The following is a 22146-nucleotide window of genomic DNA, read 5'->3' on the forward strand; positions in this document are numbered from 1 at the left end:
GCGGAATTTGGGAGCAAAGCCAGCTAATTTTAGAATTAAGATGTTAACAGGCTCTAGCTTTCAGGTATGTTTTACCATCTAAACCAAAAATGAAATTGATATGAGCATGGCCCCCTAGAGGGGCTAATTTTAATTTTTTATTGGTATTCAATATATCTCTAGTGTGAAGTTTTTGCAGAGATAATGCAGTGGAGATGCGAATAAGACAAAATAAAAATATTGAATTTAGATTGATTTAACATTGCTGTGAGATTAATACACAGTAATCATTTACAGTATCTTTGCTACATTAGTAAACTCCCATGGTATAACATTCTGGTTAAGAGATTAACAGAATTAAAAGTTTTTTTCAGTTCTTCCTAACTATTGCTTTTCCCAATTATTGAGTATCAATATTATTAGCACTAATAGGATGTAGTTTTGGCTATATCATACATGAACTACTTGTATATTATAAGACAATTCAGATTCATTATATTAAAAATTATCTAACTTATTCAATCTGATTGTCCTGATTTGAGATCAAAATATCGCTACCCTATTTCACCGTAATAAAAAGCACTTGATTTGTAAAACCACCTGATGTACACCTGTAATACTATTAACAATTTACAAGGTAATTATCTTGAGTAATTTATACTTAATTGATTTTATAACCAGGAGTATTTTGCAATAATTTTGTTAATTACTGAGTAATTCAAACTCAATACTGAACAAGAACCCCTCAAACACCCTAATTTTTCTGTATGTTTTCATATCTGAGTCTGAAACCCCAACTGCTTTCAGGTAAGCTTCTTTAAACCCAATAAATCAGTCTGAACAACAGTTACAATATTAGGGGTGCCATATGGCAAATTATTTACCAAAGAATACTTGGAAAGTAAAAGATAAACTTTAAAGCTTACAAAAAACACACATCCAAACAAAGACCAACTTGCCGTTGCCACCCAATCTTGGCAAAAATAGCAAATTTCTTGGATCTACACCGCAAATTAATTTCAAGCAAGTGGTTATATAACATATAATTTGTTACATTGACCAATATTTGGATAATCAATATCAAGTCAGCAATTAATATTGGGCTATGGTTGAGAAACCATGAAATTTAACTATTATCAAAGAGGAATACCTAAAGTTATATGATAATTAGCACACAATCAATTAAAATAAACGCAAATATATCAAAGATACTTAATATAAAGTAATTTCATCAATAAATATAGCCTCACTTCTTTGACAACAAGATAAGCCCAATATTTATTTTATTAATACGTCTATAAGCCACTTTAAATACTTACAAATAAACAATATGAAAGTACTTTTACCTAAAAATTTATATTGCTAGAGTATTAGTACTACAAACATCATCATAATTCATAGTAGCAAATAATAAAGGATAGTAATCATAGTCCTAGTGATTACCACACTAAACTAGCATCTTTTGTTCTGCTCAATAGTTAAATTGACTTTTGTCATAACAGCATTTCACCATAGACATCATTAAAGATATAAAATAATAGATAATTGGCAATACTAGCGTGATTTCAAAATGCTAGCAGTCATTTACTAATTGCAGTGACCAAACTCTCCACAAGTATTTTTATGGTTTATAAACTTGAATATTTGACTCAATGCACAAAGTCATTATAACTAATGAAGTACTTTTATTCAAGTAAAACTAGCAATAGGAGAAACTCTTTTCCCCTTTGCCTACCACAAACAGCATGTAATCATTCTTATTGATGAAATACCTATATGTTGCCAAACTGGAATATAAAACAAGCTTTAAAATGTTACAAGTATAGGTGCGATAAATTTTCATACAGTAAACATAATAATATTTTGTCATATGCTTTCGATACCGATTAGATCATTACCAGCTAAACTTTTCTACAAATTTCACTCCAGAGTGTTACTAAATTAGAAAACCGCTAAGTCCAGGTAAGAATAGCAACATGTAAATATCTACTTCTTAACTTTTCGATATATATCAAATTTAGATAAAGCCCATTTTCCCAACTATTAGAAGAAAATTTGCCAGAATTGTGGTTAGGCTTGTCATAGTCAAAATGGGAACATCTATAACAATATAAGGAATAGTAATTATGGTTTTATCAGATGTGACCTAATTCTGAATCATTAAAGATATTTGCAAAGTAATTACTACATTTACTGCTGATATTTTTAAGTTCATCTACTCTAAATTAACTGTCCTACTATAATAAACATCTTTTGTTAGATGGGGATACCATAGCTAGTAATTTGAGACTTTCCGCTATCATAAAAAAAATGATTTTATTTGGGTGTAGTTTGGTGGTTTATTCTAATATTCGACTAATGACAAGCGGAATATCTACTGGTAATAGTCTGAGGAACTTTAAATCAAGGGATATTCAATCAAGTCAAGATAGTTTAATAAGTAAATCATTAATTGAATTTTATTTTTGATGAGGTAGCGAAATCGTAAAAGAAATTAATAGAAATCTTCTCTTCATGAGGAATATTATCTAAAATATAAATAACTTCCATAAATCAATTTATAGGAAATAGGTAAATGGCATTAATTACAGTTGTTGATTATGACATGGGAAATTTACACTCAGTCTGTAAAGGCTTAGAGAAAGCTGGAGCAAGCGCGAAGGTAACTTCTTCTGCAAAGGATTTGGAAGTAGCAGATGCTATTGTTTTGCCAGGAGTAGGTGCTTTTGATCCTGCAGTCCAAAACCTAAGAGAAAGAGGATTAGAAGAGCCCATTAAAGCTATCATTTCTTCCGGTAAACCATTTTTAGGAATATGTTTGGGACTACAAATTTTATTTGAATCTAGTGAAGAAGGAAAGGAACCTGGACTAGGAATTTTACCTGGAAAAGTAAGACGTTTTCGCCCAGAACCAGATTTAAGCGTTCCCCATATGGGTTGGAATCAGTTGGAACTAGCTCAACCAAAATGTCTTTTGTGGGAATATTTATCTGCCCAACCCTGGGTATATTTTGTACATTCTTATTATACTGAACCCACTAATCCTGAAGTCTGTACTGCCACAGTTACTCATGGTAGTCAAACAATAACAGCTGCAATTGCTAAAGATAATCTTATGGCTATACAATTTCACCCAGAAAAATCTGCCAATGTAGGACTGCAAATTCTCTCTAACTTTGTTTCCCAAGTCCGTGAAAAAATAGCTGCTTAAATATAAAATAATTCTCTATATTTCTAAACGATTACCTGTACAGTATAAAAATATTTGTAGGGTAAACAATTACCTGTTTGCAAGTCTACTATTTTTACTACTATGTCTTTGAGAATTTATGGTCATCGTCAGCTAAAAACGCTACCAGGAATGAATACTAGACCAACTAGTTCGCGGGTAAGAACAGCGATATTTAATATTTGGCAGGGGGCAATTACCAATTGTCATTGGTTAGATTTGTGCACTGGGAGTGGTGCAATAGGTGCAGAGGCTTTATGTAGAGGAGCCGAAGTCGTAGTGGGTATAGAAAAATCTACCTGTGCTTGTGATATTATTCGGCAAAATTGGCAGAAAGTTGCTGGTCAGTATCAGCAATGGCAAATTATTCGTGGAGACATTTTAACAAAATTAACATGTCTGACAGGATGGAAATTTAACCTAATTTATTTTGATCCACCCTATGCTAGCAAATTATATCAGCCGGCATTAGAGTTGATAGCGCAATATCAGTTATTAGATACCCAAGGAGAAATAGCAGTTGAACATAGTTCTCATGGTTGGTTAGCACCTACAATTGCAGACTGGGAGATATGCCGTGAGAAAGTTTATGGTAGTACTGGTATTACTTTCTACAGATATAGAAAATAAGGAGAAAAAACCGAGTTATATATTAATTATCTTGGTGTGGAGTAAGATTTACTTTGAGAAAAGTGGAAGTTGCAATCATCTACTTGCCCTGGAATAGCATCATTTATAATATTCACTAATTCTCACATACATACAATAATAGTATGTTGTTTTGGATTGCATGACAATTTAGCCCAAAATAATACAATGCTGATCGATAATGAAACATTCTGAAATACTAATCTCTCTCTAATTTTTTCTGCATCTTTGAGTAAGACTATACTAAATATGACTAGTATATTTTTATAATATTTATAATATCGGTTAGTTTAAACAACTTCACATGAATAGTATAGCCGATTAAGATTGAGTAGCTTATTATTTTCTACCAAGGAAATTAATTTCTGGCATGATTGCAATTAAATATTAGGAAGCTAGCCTGTATGAATTAATTTTTATTAGCACAATGGCTCCATGCATCTAGTCTCTTACACCAACTTGGGTGCTATTTATCATAGCTATGATGTGCTTTGTTATGTATATATATGCACAAACAAGTATATCATAGGTGCAACTTTATAATTTAGTTTTCATGATTTTGCCAAATGATATTAAAATAAAGCTAATATATATGTACAATTTTTGTGCAAGACAAAGGTCACGAATTTTAGAATTAAAATTGAACAATTTGGTTTTAGAATTCATCGACCACTATTTAGACTTTAAACGTTTAAAAATACAATACCCATACAGTATTTCATAGTAGTTAATGCATCATTTTTTTCATTTAAGTAGTGGTCAAAACTAAGCTTTGAGCTCTGCTAGTTTTGTTTTTATACATTTTTATTGCTTCTAGGACCTCACATTGAGTAAATAGATCTGATTCAAAGTAGTTAGGTAATCAAAAGGAAGAACAAATTTGTGTTGCACATTATACATTGGTTAGAATAACTTAAATATTTTGTCTCACATAGAATAATTAATAGAGAAATGTGGAAATAACTTGATATTTCTAAATAGAAGAGATGTCTTAGTAAGATTAGCATCAGTCATAAGAAAAACATATTATCGTAAGTAGAGGAACGAAATTCAATATCAGGAATTGAAACATAAATATAGGGGTAAAACACTATAGCTAGCTTTTCTGTCCAGATAAGGAAAGTACGGATGATACAGACAAACTAATTGTTACTGTCTAATTAAAGTGGAGTGAAATAACCATTACAGTTTAAGTCGTGCCATGATAGGTGGAGGTACTTGCAACAATTATCAAATAAAGAATAACAGATTAAATTGCATAAGATACATTGATATATCCACAAATGTTTTATTGGTCTGAGTAGAATTTGGGTATTTGTGGTTTATACTTTATAGCTGGATGAATAATTATAGTGAAGCAAATCTAGGCAATATCAAATTATCCTAAATAGTACACTCTGGATGTGCATGTTGGTAAATTTGTAAGACTTTGAAGTCTATACTATAGTGCATAAATATTAGAACATTTTGAGTATTTAATATGCCTGAGCTATTAGATACCATTTTATATAAAATGACCAACTTCCCTTTTATATTTAAGATTAGGCTAATATTTCTATAATCAAAATGATTATTTCCCCCAAACCTTCTTATTCTCATATCAGCATGCAAGAATTTTGGTTGCCATTTTGAAATGTGGAATCTTCTAATTTTTAATTAAATAAGTTATATATTTATTTTTTTATGCAATCCTCTTACCTAAGATAATTAAAAAAGCTATACTAGTGTCCTTCTATAACTTAGTGTTGGTATATTCGGATCAAAAGCTAGAATCAGTATTAGCACTTACTAATATTTAGTAGTAAACCATATTTTTAGTAATTTTCAAAAGATATCTAGCTGCTCAATCTCAATTTTTACTCTTTGCATAAATAAACATACCACGTACTTATTTCCTATAAGTACGGTTAGTATTCCAACTATTATTCCTGGATATATTTCATGCAGTTTACTATATATTGAGATGGTATTTCTTTACAAATTCATCAGAGGTTATTAGCTTTGATAAAAGCTTCTATATTTTCAGTTAAATAGTCAAATAAGTCAGGAAGGTGTGGAAATAAAGGGGAATAATATTTTCTTAATTATCCACTTTATTTTTTCCTTCCCTAAATAGACTAGCCTTTTAATTCGGTCGGACGCTTATATTGTTGGTAAGCAGCAAAAAGCAATCCACCAAGAGTTACAGGAATTAATCCAAGCACAATACCACATAGTAGGGGTTCAACCATTTTTAGCTCCTAGTTATGTTTTTTAAACATATATTCCTACCTATAATCTTACCAAAGATAGCTCTAGATATAGGAGATGGGGTCAAGATTAATAAATAACTCAACAGGTAAATATATATCTAAGAATGAGGCTTTACAAGGTATATGAACAAAATTCATAATTGGAACAGATATATTTGGAAAGTTAAGAGTAATTGATTTCAAAGTCTTATAAGCATGTATATTTCTAGCATAAATCCGCGGCAAATATCTAGAGTTTATTATGATTTGCCCAAATAATTAAGATGTATAAAGGCAGCTTTAAATTTTTTTATCAAATCCGATTTTCTATTATATGGCAATATGAAATATAATATTACAGTCTACTTAGTTAGAATTTCGAATCAGACTAGCATTAAAATGCTAATCTCAAGTCATTTTATTTAAGAAGTTGATATTATTTATTGTAATTGTTAATATCTTCACTGGTGACAAAAGTATTCCATTCTATCTAATAGCAAATAGATGATACTAATATGGATCTTTTAAAATAATTAAGTACCATGAATATTTTTTTCTTATAGCATCAAATTAGGATAATTATTAAACAAATTAATAGCAGGATCTGATAAATTATTTGTAACTCCGAAATTTTTGCTACCTAAATGAACTGATATTTCCCAATATAATTAAGGTAAATGAGTACTCCATATTAAACTAAATATAAAAAATATGATTTTCAAATACAAGTTTATTGGTAATTTTAATTAAATAATATGATTGTTTATCAGTGTTAATATCATTTTCAGTTGAGATAATGTCATTTTCCTGTAATTTCATCCAATACCCTACGGATAAAACCTATGGTAATTTCATGTATGTTCTAATAATAGTTAGTAAATATTATAAATTGCTTTGTATTTTCCTTGTTTTATTAACTGGATTAGCTAGAAAAATAAACTTCCTTATATATCGATATTAATCATTAAATATATTGTTATTACTAGTATTAATAGATTCATAGTTGGATGTTAATGTTCCTTTAAATATTTTTGGAAGGGGATCTGTCTGCTGTAATTGTGGCAGTATCTGTTTTTTGTTAGTGACTACTTTCCTCCTATTATATTTTCTCAGACTCTCACCCAATAAATTCTGGAAGTTTTTTTATATATGAAGAATAAATATATTATTTCAGTAGTAAATGAGTATAATTACGGATGATGGGGAATACTTACTTACAAAATGGTCTTAATATTTTCATATGTCAGGATAAATATTTAATTTATGCTTGCAGACATAATCAAGAAATTTTAAGCTATGTGTATGAAATAAAAAAATTATGCCGCTCAATTTCAAATAAGTGAAACTTTTGAATAACCAACTCACCAAACCCGAAATTTTAACTCAACGGATCGCTTTAATTGTTGTGACAATTCTGTTGGCTATCCTTGTAGGTGTTTTGACTATTCGCATAGTGGAACACTCACAGCCTTATATGAAAGAGGTTCTTACCTTAAAAGGAAATCCAGAACAAGGAAGCGCAATTTTTCAAATTAACTGTGCTGGGTGTCATGGGTGGCAGGCAGATGGTTTGGTGGGGCCAAGTTTGCAAGGAGTTTCTAAGCACAAATCTAACTATGGCTTGATTCATCAAGTTATTAGTGGGGAAACTCCACCGATGCCTAAGTTCAAACCTAACACTCAGGAAATGGCAGATATTCTGAGTTATTTAGAAAAACTTTAGATTGGAATTCTTCTATTCTTAGTAACATAAATGCTAGCCCTAAAAAAATTGTGGAGCACTAGTTTGAATTTTTATTTGTTCCCATGAGTCTTTTATATTAAAAGGTATTTGACTAAAATGCTAGTGCTCCTGTATTCATCTAGAGGGTAAGCGATTAATTTTAGCGAAAGTCAATTTCAATGAATTGGCTCATAAATAATTATGACTCAAAACCAAAACATAAAAATTTTTTAGATTACTCGGTGAATTTAAGGGATATTTCGTTTTTTGTGTTTTGGGCTTGAGTAACTTGCTACTAAATCAAAATATTGCAAAAATTTTGTATTTGTATAATTACCTAATATTAATAGCTTAAAACAGCTATCTTATAGAAATTTTAAACTTAATATAGAAATGATTATCAATGATTGAGTTAATATAACAATTATTACCTCCTAGTAATTTTCTAGTACTATTAAATTAGTCTAAAATCCAGGTCAAAATCTTTATAAACTATGATAATTGTTATATTCAGGCCATCTGAACTAAGAGTATATAATAATGTCAAAGTATTTATTTAACATTCATAATCAACAAAAACTATGAAAAGCAGTAGCATAGGTGTAAAGTTGCACATAACTCTTAACGACAATCTTAGAAAATCAGCTAAATATCTTGCCATATATACTCTACAGAGGATTATAACTTCAATACTTGCAATGTGATTGGTAGCCCAAAACTTTGCTGTGTCAAGAATTTATTTACCTTTATGCATCAAAATCAAAAGCATCATTTGTCTGCCTAATGAGCCTGATATAGACAGACAGTTAAATCATCAATATTAATTTTGACCTTACATATATATATCATCTGAATATTTTCTCCTATATCTATTCACACCCGAGCAATAGCAAGTGCAGAAGTTTTCTTTCTATACCTACCCTATTACCAATTGAAATGGAAGGATGGTAATGTACTAAACAGCACTAGTAATACTTACTAATCATTGTACTTTACACACCACAATTTATTGCAGCACTCCAGGGCCTAGTACATGATATTCACATCAATTGTACATGCAAATTTACATTTGGCTATACCCTCACAATTGTATTTTGTCTTACCATCTACACTACTTGAGAAATATTGAAACCAATTTTCTGTTAACCATAACTGTCACAGTAACACCAGTTCCACCCAGATAGAATGATTTGGGGTACCAATTTTTGAGTAACACTATAACTGATGTAGTATTAATTACTAACGCATATATCTTAATTAATTTTGGTAACAGCGGTTTCTAGGAATATACTCATATAGTAATTATATGTATTCACACTTCTGGGAAAGTAAATTGTAATACCGGGTATTAATTATTTATTATTGGGTAGTAATAATTTCTTGGCAAAGATTGTTTGTAGAGCCAAGATAATAACCAAACGAGAATATAATTTACCACCTAAGATTTTTAGAAATTCAAAGTTTCTTGTTTATTGGGATATAAAAACTACCTGGATAATACGACTAACTATAAGAATAAGAACTGATCACCTATTTTATGAAAGTTTTTCTATCCATGTCATTTCACATATCGAGATGCCTGTCAAGCAAGTTTGTTGATGAGACTTTCTAACTCCTTTGAGACGTTTTTAACTTCCAGAATTACATTCAATTTAACCCAGTATGAATAAAACTTCTAGCGCTGATTACAGAGTATATAAGCTATTATCCGTTCTTTAACATCAAACTCCCTTAATGTTTTTCTCACCACTTCAACAAAACTCACATATTGAATAACCATTACCACACTTTTAATGCAGTGTACCTGTCGGTAGCAATTTTGAAACCTTTTTATTACACAAACTCCTACTTCCATTTAGTTTATATATGTATTTTTAAAGTTCTATTAATTTTCCTATGGGATGCTGTATGATTTTTGAATATTCAATTATTATCAATATCTATCTACCTATTACCAACTATTTCTAATATTTTAGAGTACAGTTTTAGAGATGGTGGTTTGCCTTAAAGGCACTTAAAATTTACAAGAACTAAAACGATGACGTAGATTTATGCAGAAACAACTTTGAGAATAAAAACATCACCTTAATATGTATGAATAAGATCAAAACTATCTTGACTAGTTTTGATCAATGATGTTACAACTTCTGAAACGACCTGAATCCTATTCATAAGAAGCATAATAGCATTTTGTATAAATCAAAATAACGAGCACTTATAATCAAATTAATTATAAATTATGCTATGTTATTAGTTTAATTTCTAACTTAATTTAGATATAGTCTCCATACAAGTTGTTACTTCCAATAAATATTGTTTTAGATTAAACCATATAATTACTTTGTAAATATTTCCAAAGTTTTTATCCCCATACTTTCTTGGGGGATAATAAAAAAAACTTGCTGAGAGAAAGCATACAAAAATGCATGATATCCTGCAAATTTATTCTAATAGAGAGAATACTAGGGAAGGGGTCTTCATAAAGAACTAAGATAAGCTTGGTTCATGTACCATGGGTTTTATTATATTAGTAAAGTTTAGGTCAGATGCCCGAGATTTAATTGTTGATGGTCTCAGAAATATTAAATACCTGCTAATTAATGACCTAATTATGAACTGAGTTGATAAACTGTTTGAACAACTGCTGCCAATAATTTCATACCTTTAGCAATTTCCTCATTGCTACCTGTAAGACTAATACGCAAACATTGCTGTTTATGTTGCCATTCTTCCCGGAGACCAGGGAAAAAAGTACTGCCAGGAACAACAATTAGACCCACTTTTTTGAGTTGTTGGTAAAGTTGGTAGTCCGTAATTGGTAAATCCTTGAACCAAAGCCAAGCAAAAATAGCACCTTCACCACGATGAAGGAACCAAGGTAAATTCTTAGGCATAGCCGAATTCAAGGAATCCTCTAACATTGTAAATTTTTTCTGATAAAAAGGACGGATAAATTGTTCACTAATATTAGCCAATGCACCAGAACTAATTGCATTAGCTGCTATAGCCTGCCCGTATCGAGATGAATGAATACACAAATTTGTTTGGAAAGATTCAAGCACTTGAATAAGTCTACTACTGCCAATAGCGATTCCAATTCTTTCTCCTGGTAATCCCACTTTGGATAAACTCATACAATGAATAACATTATCTCCAAAGACAGGTTTCATATCAGTATAATTCAATGCAGGGAATGGAGGAGCATAGGCAGAGTCAATTAAAACTGGAATATTATAGGGAGAGGCTAAGGCCGTAATTTTACCAACTTCATTGTCCGTCAGTATATTACCGGTAGGATTAGATGGACGGGAAAAAATTATACAACCTGTTCTTTCTGTAATCGACAATTGACTGAAATCAGGGCGGTATTTAAATGTGTGGGCTTCCTCTTCTACATCTAGGGTAGGTTTATAAGCAACCAAGGCATCTTGGAACAAGCATATACCACCATAACCTGTATAGTCAGGGCTAAGGGGTAGGACAATCTGCTTTATTCCCCCATTTGTTGTGAGTCCACCAAATGCATTTGCAGCACAGAAATAAAGACTTTGACTACCAGGAGTAATAAGAATATTGTTATTATTTAAATCCAACCCATAACGACGATTAAAATCACTGGCGATAGTCTCTATCAAATAAGCATAACCTTGGCTAGAACCATAGCGGCAAACTACTTCTCCATACTCTGAACTAGCTAAAAGTTCTGTTGTACAGTCTCGCCATAATTGCTCTACTTCTGGCAAAATCAGAGGATTGCCAGCACTCAAGTTGATAAATTGCTTACCTGCTCCAGCTTGCAGGGTTTCAACAATATCTTTCATAATTGCCCTAACACCTGTTAGGTTTGACATTTGCTTGCCAATTTGAGAAAGAGCAGGATTCATAAGCTAGTAAACAAAACTACCACATCGAGCATTTGAGTAACTATTGTAGCGCGGGTCAGGGAATTATGAATGAGGAATAGATGTAGTAATCGAAAAAGATGTGCTTATTGTTTTCCATTACTACATGGGCATGTGAAAATTAATTCACTTTGACCATAAAACCGTAATATTTTCTGCATGTTTACTTACAAACAATTTTCTTTTATGATTGTTAGTAAAAGAATTTATGAATGCAATCATACTTAATTATTAAAAAATCCTTTACATATACATGAGTTTACTTAAAAATGAAATGAAGTCTATATAGACCTATGTATCCACAATACACACTAATTATTATTCATGATAGTTCACATCACTGAAAATGAGGAGGTAGGTTTTTATTATAGGAAAAATCAACTGGTTGCATGAATTAAAGCCATTTAACTATTGACAAACTATAGCCCCTATCCAATTTAAACCCTATGGGTTAAGGGGTTATCTTCTTAGTAGCTGCTATGTTAGCATATTCAAAATCAGTTTTCAGTTGAGTTTTAAGATCTCTATAATTTCCCTTAATTATCATAAGAGTATTCTCTTTTTTATAAGTAATACAGATAGAAATCAAGATTACAGGGGTACTTTTTGTTTTGCTGTTATAATAACCATTAATCATACAACTGATATAACATGAGTTTTCTCAACACAAATTCTAAAATCGATGAGATAGGAATCTGAAAATACCTTTAAAAAATTGTTATAGTCTACGTGAATGATGAAAAAGCTATAAAAATACTTTGTTTGCAACATTATATGATAATTCGGGCGTCAAATAGTTAAGTTTTATGGAGAAAGGAGATTTACGAGAAAACTAATACAAATCATAAATTATATGGAAATTAATGCAGCAATTAGAAAATCCAGTGCAATTCGAATACTATCAAAGATATGATCGCATTTAAGGTTTCTGCAGTAAACAACATACCTATGTCACTAGTGACATTGCTATAACGGGATATGGAAATTACAGTGTGTGCTTTTCATTGGACAATTAAGTGCCTGAAATTACTGGCCCCATGAAAAAATAACTATTTTGAGAAAATGGTTAGATTGAGTTTTTCTTGGCAGTATTATATATCTTCGGATATAGCTCAAGGATAAAGTTAAATTCTATAAGTGACTTGTTTTTAGTCTAACTTTGTGTTCCCCTAAATTTAGGTGCTTATGGTTTACCATGAGTATTAGCACCCATTTATTCCTAACCTTAACACTTCCCAATTAAATTATTATAAACCACACCCTCCACCATGGGTTTTTACTTTCGAAGCGAATATTTTGGTTAATGGCAAGGATAAACCTATTGTGGCCTTTTTTGATGTAAATATAACAAACACTAACCTATGGAGAAGACCATAAGCCCCCAATTTATTATTTTCCTAAAAAGTAAAGCTAAGACATATTGAAAGCGCAAAAATTAGACTGATATAAAAGGAATTAATCCCAATTAGAAATCTAATACAGGTTATCCTCAAGGATATACTATGTATATATCTAGGGCATGTGTATATAAATACAAGTATTATACATTATGTTGGTTAACCTCACTGACTAAAATCAGAGGTAAATGGTTAAGACACCAGCCCTCGTTAATCAAAACTGAAGTTGAATTTAACATAGAAAACCTCTATCCAGAATTTTTCCCATATAGGCAAAATATAAAACTGAAAACTAGAAAACTTAAAATCTAAAATCACTTGGGGTATCAATGAAACGAGTTGGTGTAATCGGTGGTGGACAACTGGCTTGGATGATGGGTAAAGCTGCAAAGAAGTTGGGTGTAGATTTAATAGTACAGACACCTAATCCTGCTGACCCTGCTGTAAAAACTGCTAGTAGTACTATCTTTGCCACTATTGATGATATAAATGCTACAAAAAGATTAGCAAAAGAATGTGATATTATTACTTTTGAAAATGAGTTTGTTGACTTGGAACAATTATTTCTGCTGGAACAACAAGGGGTTTGTTTTCATCCCAACCTCATCATACTGAAACGCCTATTAGATAAGTATCATCAACTTTCTTATTTTCAATCACAAAGTTTACCTACTCCTCAGTTCTTTCCCCTAGACGCAGAAATCAATTCCTCACAAATTAAATATATTGAAGAGAAGTTTGGTTTTCCATTAGTAATTAAGGCCCGTCGTCACGGATATGATGGACAAGGGACTTTTATTATTAATAGTATTGAAGAATTTAAGTTGAAGCTAGCCTCTCTCCAGTTTCAACCCAATGAGTTTTTAGTAGAAGAATTTGTCTATTTCACCAAGGAATTGGCAATTATAGCAGCTCGTGCTGTTAATGGTGATATTGTTACTTATCCAGTAGTAGAAACTCAACAGAAACAACAGGTTTGCCGGCAGGTATTAACGCCAGCAGAAATAGATGAATCGGTATTAAAAGAAATTAATCAAATCGCCATTAAACTATTAAAAAGTTTAGGATATGTTGGTATTTTAGCAATTGAATTATTTCTTACCCAAAGTAATAAAATTCTGATTAATGAAATAGCTCCCCGTACTCATAATTCCGGACATTTTTCCTTGGATGCTTGTAAAACTTCCCAGTTTGAACAACATTTAAGAGCCATTTGTGGTTTACCTTTGGGTAGCACCAAATTAATTTGCTCATGTGCTGTTATGGTTAATCTTCTAGGTTATGAGCAATCCCAAAATCGATATCTTGAGAAACTTCGACAAATCGAACAACTTACTCAAACTCATCTTCATTGGTATGGAAAAAATCAATTTTACCCAGGCAGAAAAATGGCTCATGCAACAACTTTATTAAGTAGAACTGATCGTAGCAAGGCAATGGCAATCGCCAATCAAATAGAAGAAATTTGGTATATATCCTAAATCCATTTAATATTGATGTACACAAGATCATTTTTAAGAGTTATAATAAGGGGGTTATACTGTGACGTTGGTGACTGCCATCAAGTTTTTTGATCTATGTCTTTAAGAATAAGGGAACCATACAGTAATATTTCGTGGCAGTAGACCGTGGCATTGTACCCGGAAACTTCAAACGAAAATAATTGGTGCCCACCTGGTTTAACCAGGTCAGAAACTTAGGTAAAACGGCGTTGTGGTAAACTTGACAATTAATTATAGGGATCCCTAATTCGCAAATAAGGATCAATAGAAATGAGAAAATAACTGCCATATTTAATGCTGCCAAAGTTTATTATGGCCTCAAATAGTTCATGACCTGGATTGAACTTCAAAGATTCAGTGACACATTAAAATCACAGTAAATTACATTTTTAATTTAGAAAAACTATCTATCACATTTATTTTTAAAATTAGGTTGGATTTACAACAAGTGTTGATATTCTGACACAAAATAATCCAACCCATGGTTCTAGGATTGTGAGGTCTGGCGCTTGCCAAAGAAAATATTTTCTACTGCGATCATTATCCTTAATAGATCCTCCTTAAATAATGGAGGCCATTCTACACCTGCTTTTTGACCGGCTGTAAATAACTGTTGTGTTTTAATACTTAAAGTGTATAGGGCACAAACTAATTCTTTATCAAGGGTAGGAGCATCTTGCAATTCTCCATATACGGATTTTAAAGCCAATAAAATAGATGTAATTTGACCTGGAATCGGGGGTTTACCCCTCTGCATATACATTAATAAGCCATCAGGATTTTTTTCTGTGGGTTTCGTTTGAGCAATAAGAAATTTGCGGGCTGTTTCGTAATTCATAAAACTAGAGAATAGCTGATAAGGAAAGAATGAAGTAGACTGATTACTAAGCAATTAACTACGTTTATTACCTAGTAACCAATCTAAAATCTACAATCTAATTTGGTTTCTTATTGTGGACAATTAATTGAATATGGTAATTTATTGCAAATCACCGCAGATGTTTGTTTATCAACTGCAGATGTTTGTTTATTTTTAAAAAAATGTTTTATCACCTTATTTCTTCCCCTGGTATTTATCTTGCGATTGGGCTTAACAACCTCAAACTCAAAAGAAGCGACGTGGTGACTGGCAATATACACTTCAATCAAATGCTTACCTGGCGGATCTCCGAGAGTAACAGTCCAAGAGTTATTAACCACACCTTTTTTGACTTCAGCTATCTTCTCTGTGATTGCAGCAGTACCATCATGCGATAAGGAAAAATTATACCCATTTTGGTTTACCCAAGTTAATGGCAATCGTGGTAACTTAAATATCTCTTTCCATACCAAGGAACCTTCATAGTTTTTGATTTGTAATTGCCATCCGTAGACTAGTCCTTCTTGTAGGGGTACTTTCTTTGTGGGAATAAATTTGATTTTGCCATATTTATCCTGACGAAATACACCAAATTCAGCTTTAGTAACTTTAATTTCTTGTGGATTTACAGGAAATTTCGGTGTATCCTCTACTTTTGTTGTTTTTAATAGTTTTTTTGGAGATCTTAGGGGAATTTTGGGTGAATACTCTATTTTCGTAGGAGTAGGTAGTTCATATGGAATTTCTGGGAGCTCTTGACCCAGTGAATATGGATGTTCATGGGCAATTGCTGGTGATATTAAACTAAGACAACCTAATAAGGTATTGCAAAATAAAGTTTTCAACGGCATTGGCATTTTTTTCTGCTCATTAATTCAGGGATACTAATTGCTCTACTCAGGAAATATTTTTTCAGATATAATCAAAAGACTTTAACTACTATGAATCAATTTTCCCTTTTCCCTTGAAGCTAGACAAATGACTGCAATGGGAATATGTAATTTGTATCCTGGGTTTTTATGTGATTCTTTCATACTGATTGTGTGATTATGATCCTAAATTTCTGGTGTTATTTACATATAAGGACCAAGTCTAAAATTCAAGAAGTTCTAGCAAGTTTGATTCTGTTAGTGGGTTATTGAAGTCTAAAACTGGCGATTGCTAATCTCTCTTTTTGCCTTTCACCTGTGAATGTTACTACAATGAGAGGGTGATCATGAACTAGTTTGATTAATAACCTCAAAAAATTTATACAATCTTTCTTCAGTAAAGTGGCAATATTTTAAAACTTGGCAATATCTTAAAACAAATTCATTTAACGAGAATTACAACTGGCTTGTATTTACGTGAATTCCAGGTCTAGTATTCCTTCCAGTTCAGTTATTATCAAATTGTGTTTGGATGGTATTGGAAATATAACTATTTCTGAAATTATTCTATTAAGGCAAGAACGATTTAACCTAATTTACTCTAGCTTCACTACCATAAGGAAAAGATATACAATTTGACTTATAGTCCAAATTCTTATGCCTATCTACAATACTAATCAACAGTATGAAAATATTGTAATAGATATTTAAAACTTATAAATCTTCTAATAATCTGATAACTTGTATCTCAATATTTTGATTGTTTTGGTTGGGTATTTTAACCCATTTATTGAAGTATCAATATATATTTGAAGTAGTAATATACAAACAAATTTAATTTCCGTTAAGCTTTAAGTTAATAACTATTATAATTACTAATGTTGCTGGAAATAATATACTTATAGATTGATTTTTCTGGATTTGAACTTGCCATGAAGGCAGTTTTTAGACTCATCAGATAAAGCTAAATCTCTGTTAACAAAGATACACAATCATTATTTTATCCCTGATACTAACCAAAGTATGTGATTTTCACTTATATCAGCTTGGTTCAGTTTGATCAATTATTTGAGATAACTAATATCATTAGGTGGCTGCTGTCTACGTATTTCTTTACTTATAGCTAGCCAATAGTTTTATGACTTTAACTATTGGCTAGCTATAATATTAAAAATGCTACTATTTTATGAGAAAAGTTTTCATAAAATAGTAGCTATTTTTAATAGCTGCGATACTTATCATATTGTAGTTTATACTAATTTAGTATTATATTTTTATTGGATTATAAAAAACTCAACCAAGTTTTTCTTTCTTGATATACAAGTGGATTAATTCAAGTAACCCTAATTTTTGGTTTTCATATATTTCTTATTCATCTTACTCTTTTCTGTTTTTATTGGTTCCTTCTTTTGTGTTTATTCCTATTGATGTCTATTTCTACCTTTTTAGTTGTATTTCCTAATAGTATTTTTGATAATTTTTAATATATATATGCTTACATATCTGAAATTTATATGTTTATTGTGGTAATTATATTAACTTGCTTATTAGTTGCTCTATTATCTAGAAAATCTAAATTTTTACAGATGTAATCTTAAGAAAGAAAGTACTAGTGTTATCTAAACCCCCATTTTGGATTTTATACTTTAAATTATTGGGGACTAAAAAAGTACTATCACTATTCCTCATTTCCTTACCCTTAAGACTTTCTACTGCTTTCCCATTTACCCTATGAGACTACCAGATAATCGTAAATATGCTCCTGCTGTCCAACGTAATCGTGAACCCATCCTGGAAATATTGGAACAAGTTCTCCCATCCCAGGGTACTATTCTAGAAATATCTAGCGGTACAGGAGAGCATGCCGTTTTCTTTGCTCCACGTTTGAGACCTAGGATTTGGCAAACATCAGAACCAGATGTAAGTTCACGGGAAAGTGTGGTGGCCTGGATTAAAAATTCTCCCACAGACAATCTTTATTTCCCCTTAGATATTGATGTTAGTTCCACGGAGTGGGCAGTAAAATCAGATAGATTTCTCAAACTAGTTCCTCCAATTAATGCGATCGTTAATATTAATATGATACATATTGCTCCATGGATTGCTTGTTTGGGACTTATAGGAGGTGCTAATCTTATTCTTCCTACTGGCGGTATTCTTTATTTGTACGGACCTTACAAACAAGGACAAAAACACACAACATCAAGTAATGAGGCTTTTGACATATCATTGCGTGCTCAAAATCCTGAGTGGGGAGTACGTAATTTAGAAGATGTAATTGCTGTGGCAAGTAAGGAAAACTTCAACTTGCTCGGTATTTATAATATGCCAGCAAATAATTTGTCTTTAGTCTTTCAACACCAGTGAACTCAAATTTCTTATACCTTCTTTGCAAATATAAGGCGGGTAATACCCACGTTGAAAAATTATTTTTATAGGAATAATAATCTAAAATCTAAAAATAGTTCTACTTTCGTAATCGCGGCATAGTTACTCCCCCAGAGTACCGTGCACAGACGCAATTATCATTCATACCCCAAAATATCTAACCTTTGCACTAAAGATTAGCTATTTTGGTATTGCCGATTGTGCTCCGCATCTGCTTGAGAACTTGGTTACCTACAAGAATAGCAAAAGTTGAAGTAACTAATAAAAAAATATTGGTAACACTTTACGAGCAATTTCCGCAAGGAAAAATTCGCCTTATATTTGCCTTTCGCTATTCAGAGGTAGACGATCCCTTAAGTATTCTGTATCTGTTTACTCGCAGTTTACCGAAAGCTGACCATAAACTTGGTATTTTCTTAAAATATCTATTCTATACACATTTTATTTACGATCAGGGTATGACCATCTAGGCTGGTAAATGGTTAGGTTGGCTTTTCTCATGGTTAGGGAGTATTCCAATTCATAGAGGTAGGCTATACCGCAAAGCTATTCGCGAGTCGTTAGTCTTTTAGAACCAGTTACTGCTCAATTGAGTGTATGGTATTTGGAGAATTTACAAAAGCATAACTGTAGTGAGGAAGTCCTGATAATTCCTGTAGAAATTCAGTATCACTATGCAACTCCTCCATGTTTAAAACTAGACTTGTTATTAAGTCAAATGGAAGTAGATTATGGTTTGCCAATACAGAAAATTGGCAAATATCCTAGTGAGAAGCACAACAATATTTTTTACCAACGTTTACCGAGGTTGGGTAAATATTTAATTTCCCACATGGAAGGTTTGTACCATAACCACTACAATTGCCATTTTCCTGATGCGTAACCAGGAGAGAATAGGGCAGAAGTATTAGTATATCGTTTGTAATACTTGCTTAATGAAGTCTTAAAGGTGTGTGAACAATATTTCAACACCCAACCCCAAGAAAATATTATTGATCGCTGTCTTTGTATAGAAAAGGTTGGATGGAGTCATATTTATTGCTAAGATACTACTGTAATTCAATCACCACTAAACCAAGATAATTGCTGATTGGATTGCCCATGAGTATGCAATTAGAATATGGCATATGCGCTTAGTAGAGAGCTTGGTAGCAGTGAATTCTAATTCTATTCAACAAAAACCCTCTATTAAAAGATTTGCGGATATCAGTTTGATCATATTTGATATAATTGCACGGATAAAAGCTCTGTGTTGCCCACCTTTGGGTTAGCGAAACTCCCAGGTAATTATATATAGGCAAACTAATTTCTGTTAACAAATTCTGGTTAAATTATCAGCACAACTCTGGGGGTAATCATCACTGGGCTACTAAAGAAGCAGTAAGTGATATAACAGCCAAGTTGAAAATAGCATTGGAAGAGATGATTGTATCATCATAATGATAATAGAGAGTTAAAAGTTATAAATATTTGGTTTGATAGAATCCCAACGATTTCCACTCATACATTTTTAACTGCTTGTATACTAAACCATAAAATAGTTCGAATATACTGAAAAATGTATGAGTGGAAATTCTTATACTGAACTGCTTAATATATTGTAACTATGCCTGAATAATAGATTTTATAAGAAAAGAATTCTAAGGGATAATTATCTCTTAGAAAATCGTCTTAGTTCATTGCTACGAGGTGAACGTACAACCAAAAAACTTTTTTGAAAAGTCTTGGTTTAAAAATTAACCCTAGGAGCAAAAATCATAAGGTGAAATAATGCAGCAGAAAATACTAATTATCCATGAGTTCTAGTTTTCAATGAAACTTTCACACAATAATGCACCACCACAACACATTTTTGTTCTTTACTTCTGGACCTTTCTTTTATTGAGAGTGATCTAGCCAGGACTAAGATTAGTCTTGGTCTTTTTGCTCTTGCGCTGCATTCATCAATGCACGCACCTGTTCAACACCCTCAGATGGTTCAAAAGAAAATGGAAATTTCCCTTTAGCAATCATTCTTAGTCCTAGGGGAGCTATACTTAGCAAACCCCGGATATCCCGAAAATAATTGCTTGTAAGCTGCAAACCAAATTGTCGTTCATCAATCCATCCCCCTGTCTTAACTAGCTCTGTCAATACTCTACGGTGACGAATAGGACGACTCTCGTTTTTGGTTTTTGCTGCAAGAATCTCCCGCTTGATTTTTGTAATTTGATCCATAGGAGCAACTCCCATGGGGCAAATAGAATTGCAATAATGACAACGTGTACAACCCCAAATTCCTTTAGTACCGGTATTGTATTCCTCTAAACGCTTTTGATGCTCGTCGTCACGGGGGTCAGCGAAGTTACGGTAACCCTTTGCTAAAGCATGGGGACCAGCAAAATCCGGATTTACTTCTACAGCATTGCATTCTGAATAGCAAGCACCACACATAATACAATTAGACACCTGGTCTAACTTTGATCTTTCTTGTGGTGTCTGTAAAAATTCGCGGTCGGGTAAATTCTCACTAGTAGTATTTACATAAGGGACTATTTTCTCTAGATTGTCCCAGAAACTTCTCATATCTACTACTAAATCCTTGATCACAGGCAAGTTTCCCAACGGGGCTATAGTTATCTCAGGGATTTTATCCTCTACATTTTTTGTGCTAAAGTTATGGCCTAGTTTGGCAAGTTCACTACCAACATTCTCTTTACATGCTAAGGTTGAGCGCCCATTAATTTTCATTGCACAACTACCACAAATAGTATTACGGCAGTTTTTACGAAATGCTAAGGTCCCATCTATATTCCATTTAATGTGATTTAGACAATCCAGGATAGTGCTACTCGGTTGTGTATCTAGTAGATACTCCTTCGAATTTGGTGCCGAGTTTTGTTGCTGCCGAAGAACCTTGAAAATAATCTGCATTCTAGTAGCCGAAATCTTAGGGTTTCTGAAAAGTTATTCGGGGTTTTAGTTAAATTTCTCCAACCCCACTTGCTCCTTTAAGTCTACCTTGTGGTGCTATCAAATTAAAACTGCATAGCAGTAATTCATGATGGCAATCTTAACTTTCAAAGTTAATCAAAGTCACTACAAAGTGCACTTGTGTTACCATATTAACCTATTTCTATTGAAATTGTCCTAACCAACTATACCTATCTGAAATTATTCCTATTTTCATAGGTTAACATACTTCTTTTCCTTCACCTCCTAACAAATACTTACAAGCATTTGTTCATTTTCTAAAGGAAAAATTCAAATTTTAGTATTCTAGATACTAAGATTTCTGAATAAAGTACTTAGTATCTAAGTTATAGTTTTTTCAAACTCATAATAATCCTCAATACATTATTATATGATTGTTTGACTTGCTTTATATTAATGCTACAGCCCCAAACAAATAATATTTTAAATTCACATATAATATATTT

The 22146-nt window shown here is 32.1% G+C and carries 12 protein-coding genes and 1 other RNA gene; 8 read left to right on the forward strand and 5 right to left on the reverse strand.

Annotated features, from left to right (window positions below):
• Positions 1-2554: 2554 nt before the first annotated feature.
• Positions 2555-3190, forward strand: coding sequence for an imidazole glycerol phosphate synthase subunit HisH (hisH, locus tag RINTHH_RS06480; RefSeq protein WP_008227478.1), 636 nt, complete (start codon positions 2555-2557; stop codon positions 3188-3190).
• A gap of 102 nt (positions 3191-3292) precedes the next feature.
• Positions 3293-3838: a 16S rRNA (guanine(966)-N(2))-methyltransferase RsmD gene (gene rsmD, locus RINTHH_RS06485; RefSeq protein ID WP_081606240.1), complete on the forward strand. Its 546-nt coding sequence runs from the start codon at positions 3293-3295 to the stop codon at positions 3836-3838.
• 2135 nt (positions 3839-5973) lie between these two features.
• Here rsmD and petG read toward each other — a convergent pair.
• Positions 5974-6087: a cytochrome b6-f complex subunit V gene (petG, locus tag RINTHH_RS06490; protein WP_008227483.1), complete on the reverse strand. Its 114-nt coding sequence runs from the start codon at positions 6085-6087 to the stop codon at positions 5974-5976.
• A gap of 1348 nt (positions 6088-7435) precedes the next feature.
• On the opposite strand from petG, the gene RINTHH_RS06495 reads away from it, so the two are divergent.
• The gene (locus RINTHH_RS06495; RefSeq protein ID WP_008234446.1) at positions 7436-7810 is read left to right on the forward strand and encodes a c-type cytochrome; all 375 of its coding nucleotides are present in this window, start codon (positions 7436-7438) and stop codon (positions 7808-7810) included.
• Between the two features lie 2609 nt (positions 7811-10419).
• Here RINTHH_RS06495 and RINTHH_RS06500 read toward each other — a convergent pair.
• Positions 10420-11694, reverse strand: coding sequence for a valine--pyruvate transaminase (locus RINTHH_RS06500; RefSeq protein WP_044304798.1), 1275 nt, complete (start codon positions 11692-11694; stop codon positions 10420-10422).
• Between the two features lie 1744 nt (positions 11695-13438).
• Between RINTHH_RS06500 and RINTHH_RS06510 the strand changes: the two genes are divergently transcribed.
• Complete coding sequence (locus RINTHH_RS06510) at positions 13439-14590, forward strand: 5-(carboxyamino)imidazole ribonucleotide synthase (protein ID WP_008234452.1); 1152 nt, start codon at positions 13439-13441, stop codon at positions 14588-14590.
• 53 nt (positions 14591-14643) lie between these two features.
• Positions 14644-14833, forward strand: a non-coding RNA gene (ssrS, locus tag RINTHH_RS10460) — 6S RNA.
• Positions 14834-15098: 265 nt separating this feature from the next.
• On the opposite strand, the gene RINTHH_RS06515 is transcribed toward ssrS, so the two are convergent.
• A complete protein-coding gene (locus RINTHH_RS06515) occupies positions 15099-15449 on the reverse strand; it encodes a hypothetical protein (protein ID WP_008234454.1) in 351 nt (116 codons plus the stop codon).
• 110 nt (positions 15450-15559) lie between these two features.
• Positions 15560-16327, reverse strand: a complete 768-nt coding sequence (locus tag RINTHH_RS06520; RefSeq protein WP_008234456.1) for a hypothetical protein — start codon at positions 16325-16327, stop codon at positions 15560-15562.
• Between the two features lie 1743 nt (positions 16328-18070).
• Between RINTHH_RS06520 and RINTHH_RS06525 the strand changes: the two genes are divergently transcribed.
• The 3 genes from RINTHH_RS06525 to RINTHH_RS10160 all read left to right on the forward strand — a co-directional run bounded on the left by RINTHH_RS06525 (position 18071) and on the right by RINTHH_RS10160 (position 19610).
• On the forward strand, positions 18071-18706 hold the full coding sequence (locus RINTHH_RS06525) for a DUF938 domain-containing protein (RefSeq protein WP_008234458.1): 636 nt from the start codon (positions 18071-18073) through the stop codon (positions 18704-18706).
• 212 nt (positions 18707-18918) lie between these two features.
• Positions 18919-19197, forward strand: a complete 279-nt coding sequence (locus RINTHH_RS10155) for a hypothetical protein (RefSeq protein ID WP_155943931.1) — start codon at positions 18919-18921, stop codon at positions 19195-19197.
• A 119-nt stretch (positions 19198-19316) separates the two neighbouring features.
• Positions 19317-19610, forward strand: a complete 294-nt coding sequence (locus RINTHH_RS10160; RefSeq protein ID WP_155943932.1) for a hypothetical protein — start codon at positions 19317-19319, stop codon at positions 19608-19610.
• 1025 nt (positions 19611-20635) lie between these two features.
• On the opposite strand, the gene RINTHH_RS06535 is transcribed toward RINTHH_RS10160, so the two are convergent.
• Positions 20636-21640 (reverse strand): succinate dehydrogenase/fumarate reductase iron-sulfur subunit, encoded by a 1005-nt coding sequence (locus RINTHH_RS06535; RefSeq protein WP_008234462.1) that lies wholly within the window; start codon positions 21638-21640, stop codon positions 20636-20638.
• Between the last annotated feature and the right edge of the window lie 506 nt (positions 21641-22146).

It is taken from the genome of Richelia intracellularis HH01 (assembly GCF_000350105.1).
In the GTDB taxonomy this organism is placed as follows: Bacteria; Cyanobacteriota; Cyanobacteriia; order Cyanobacteriales; family Nostocaceae; genus Richelia; species Richelia intracellularis.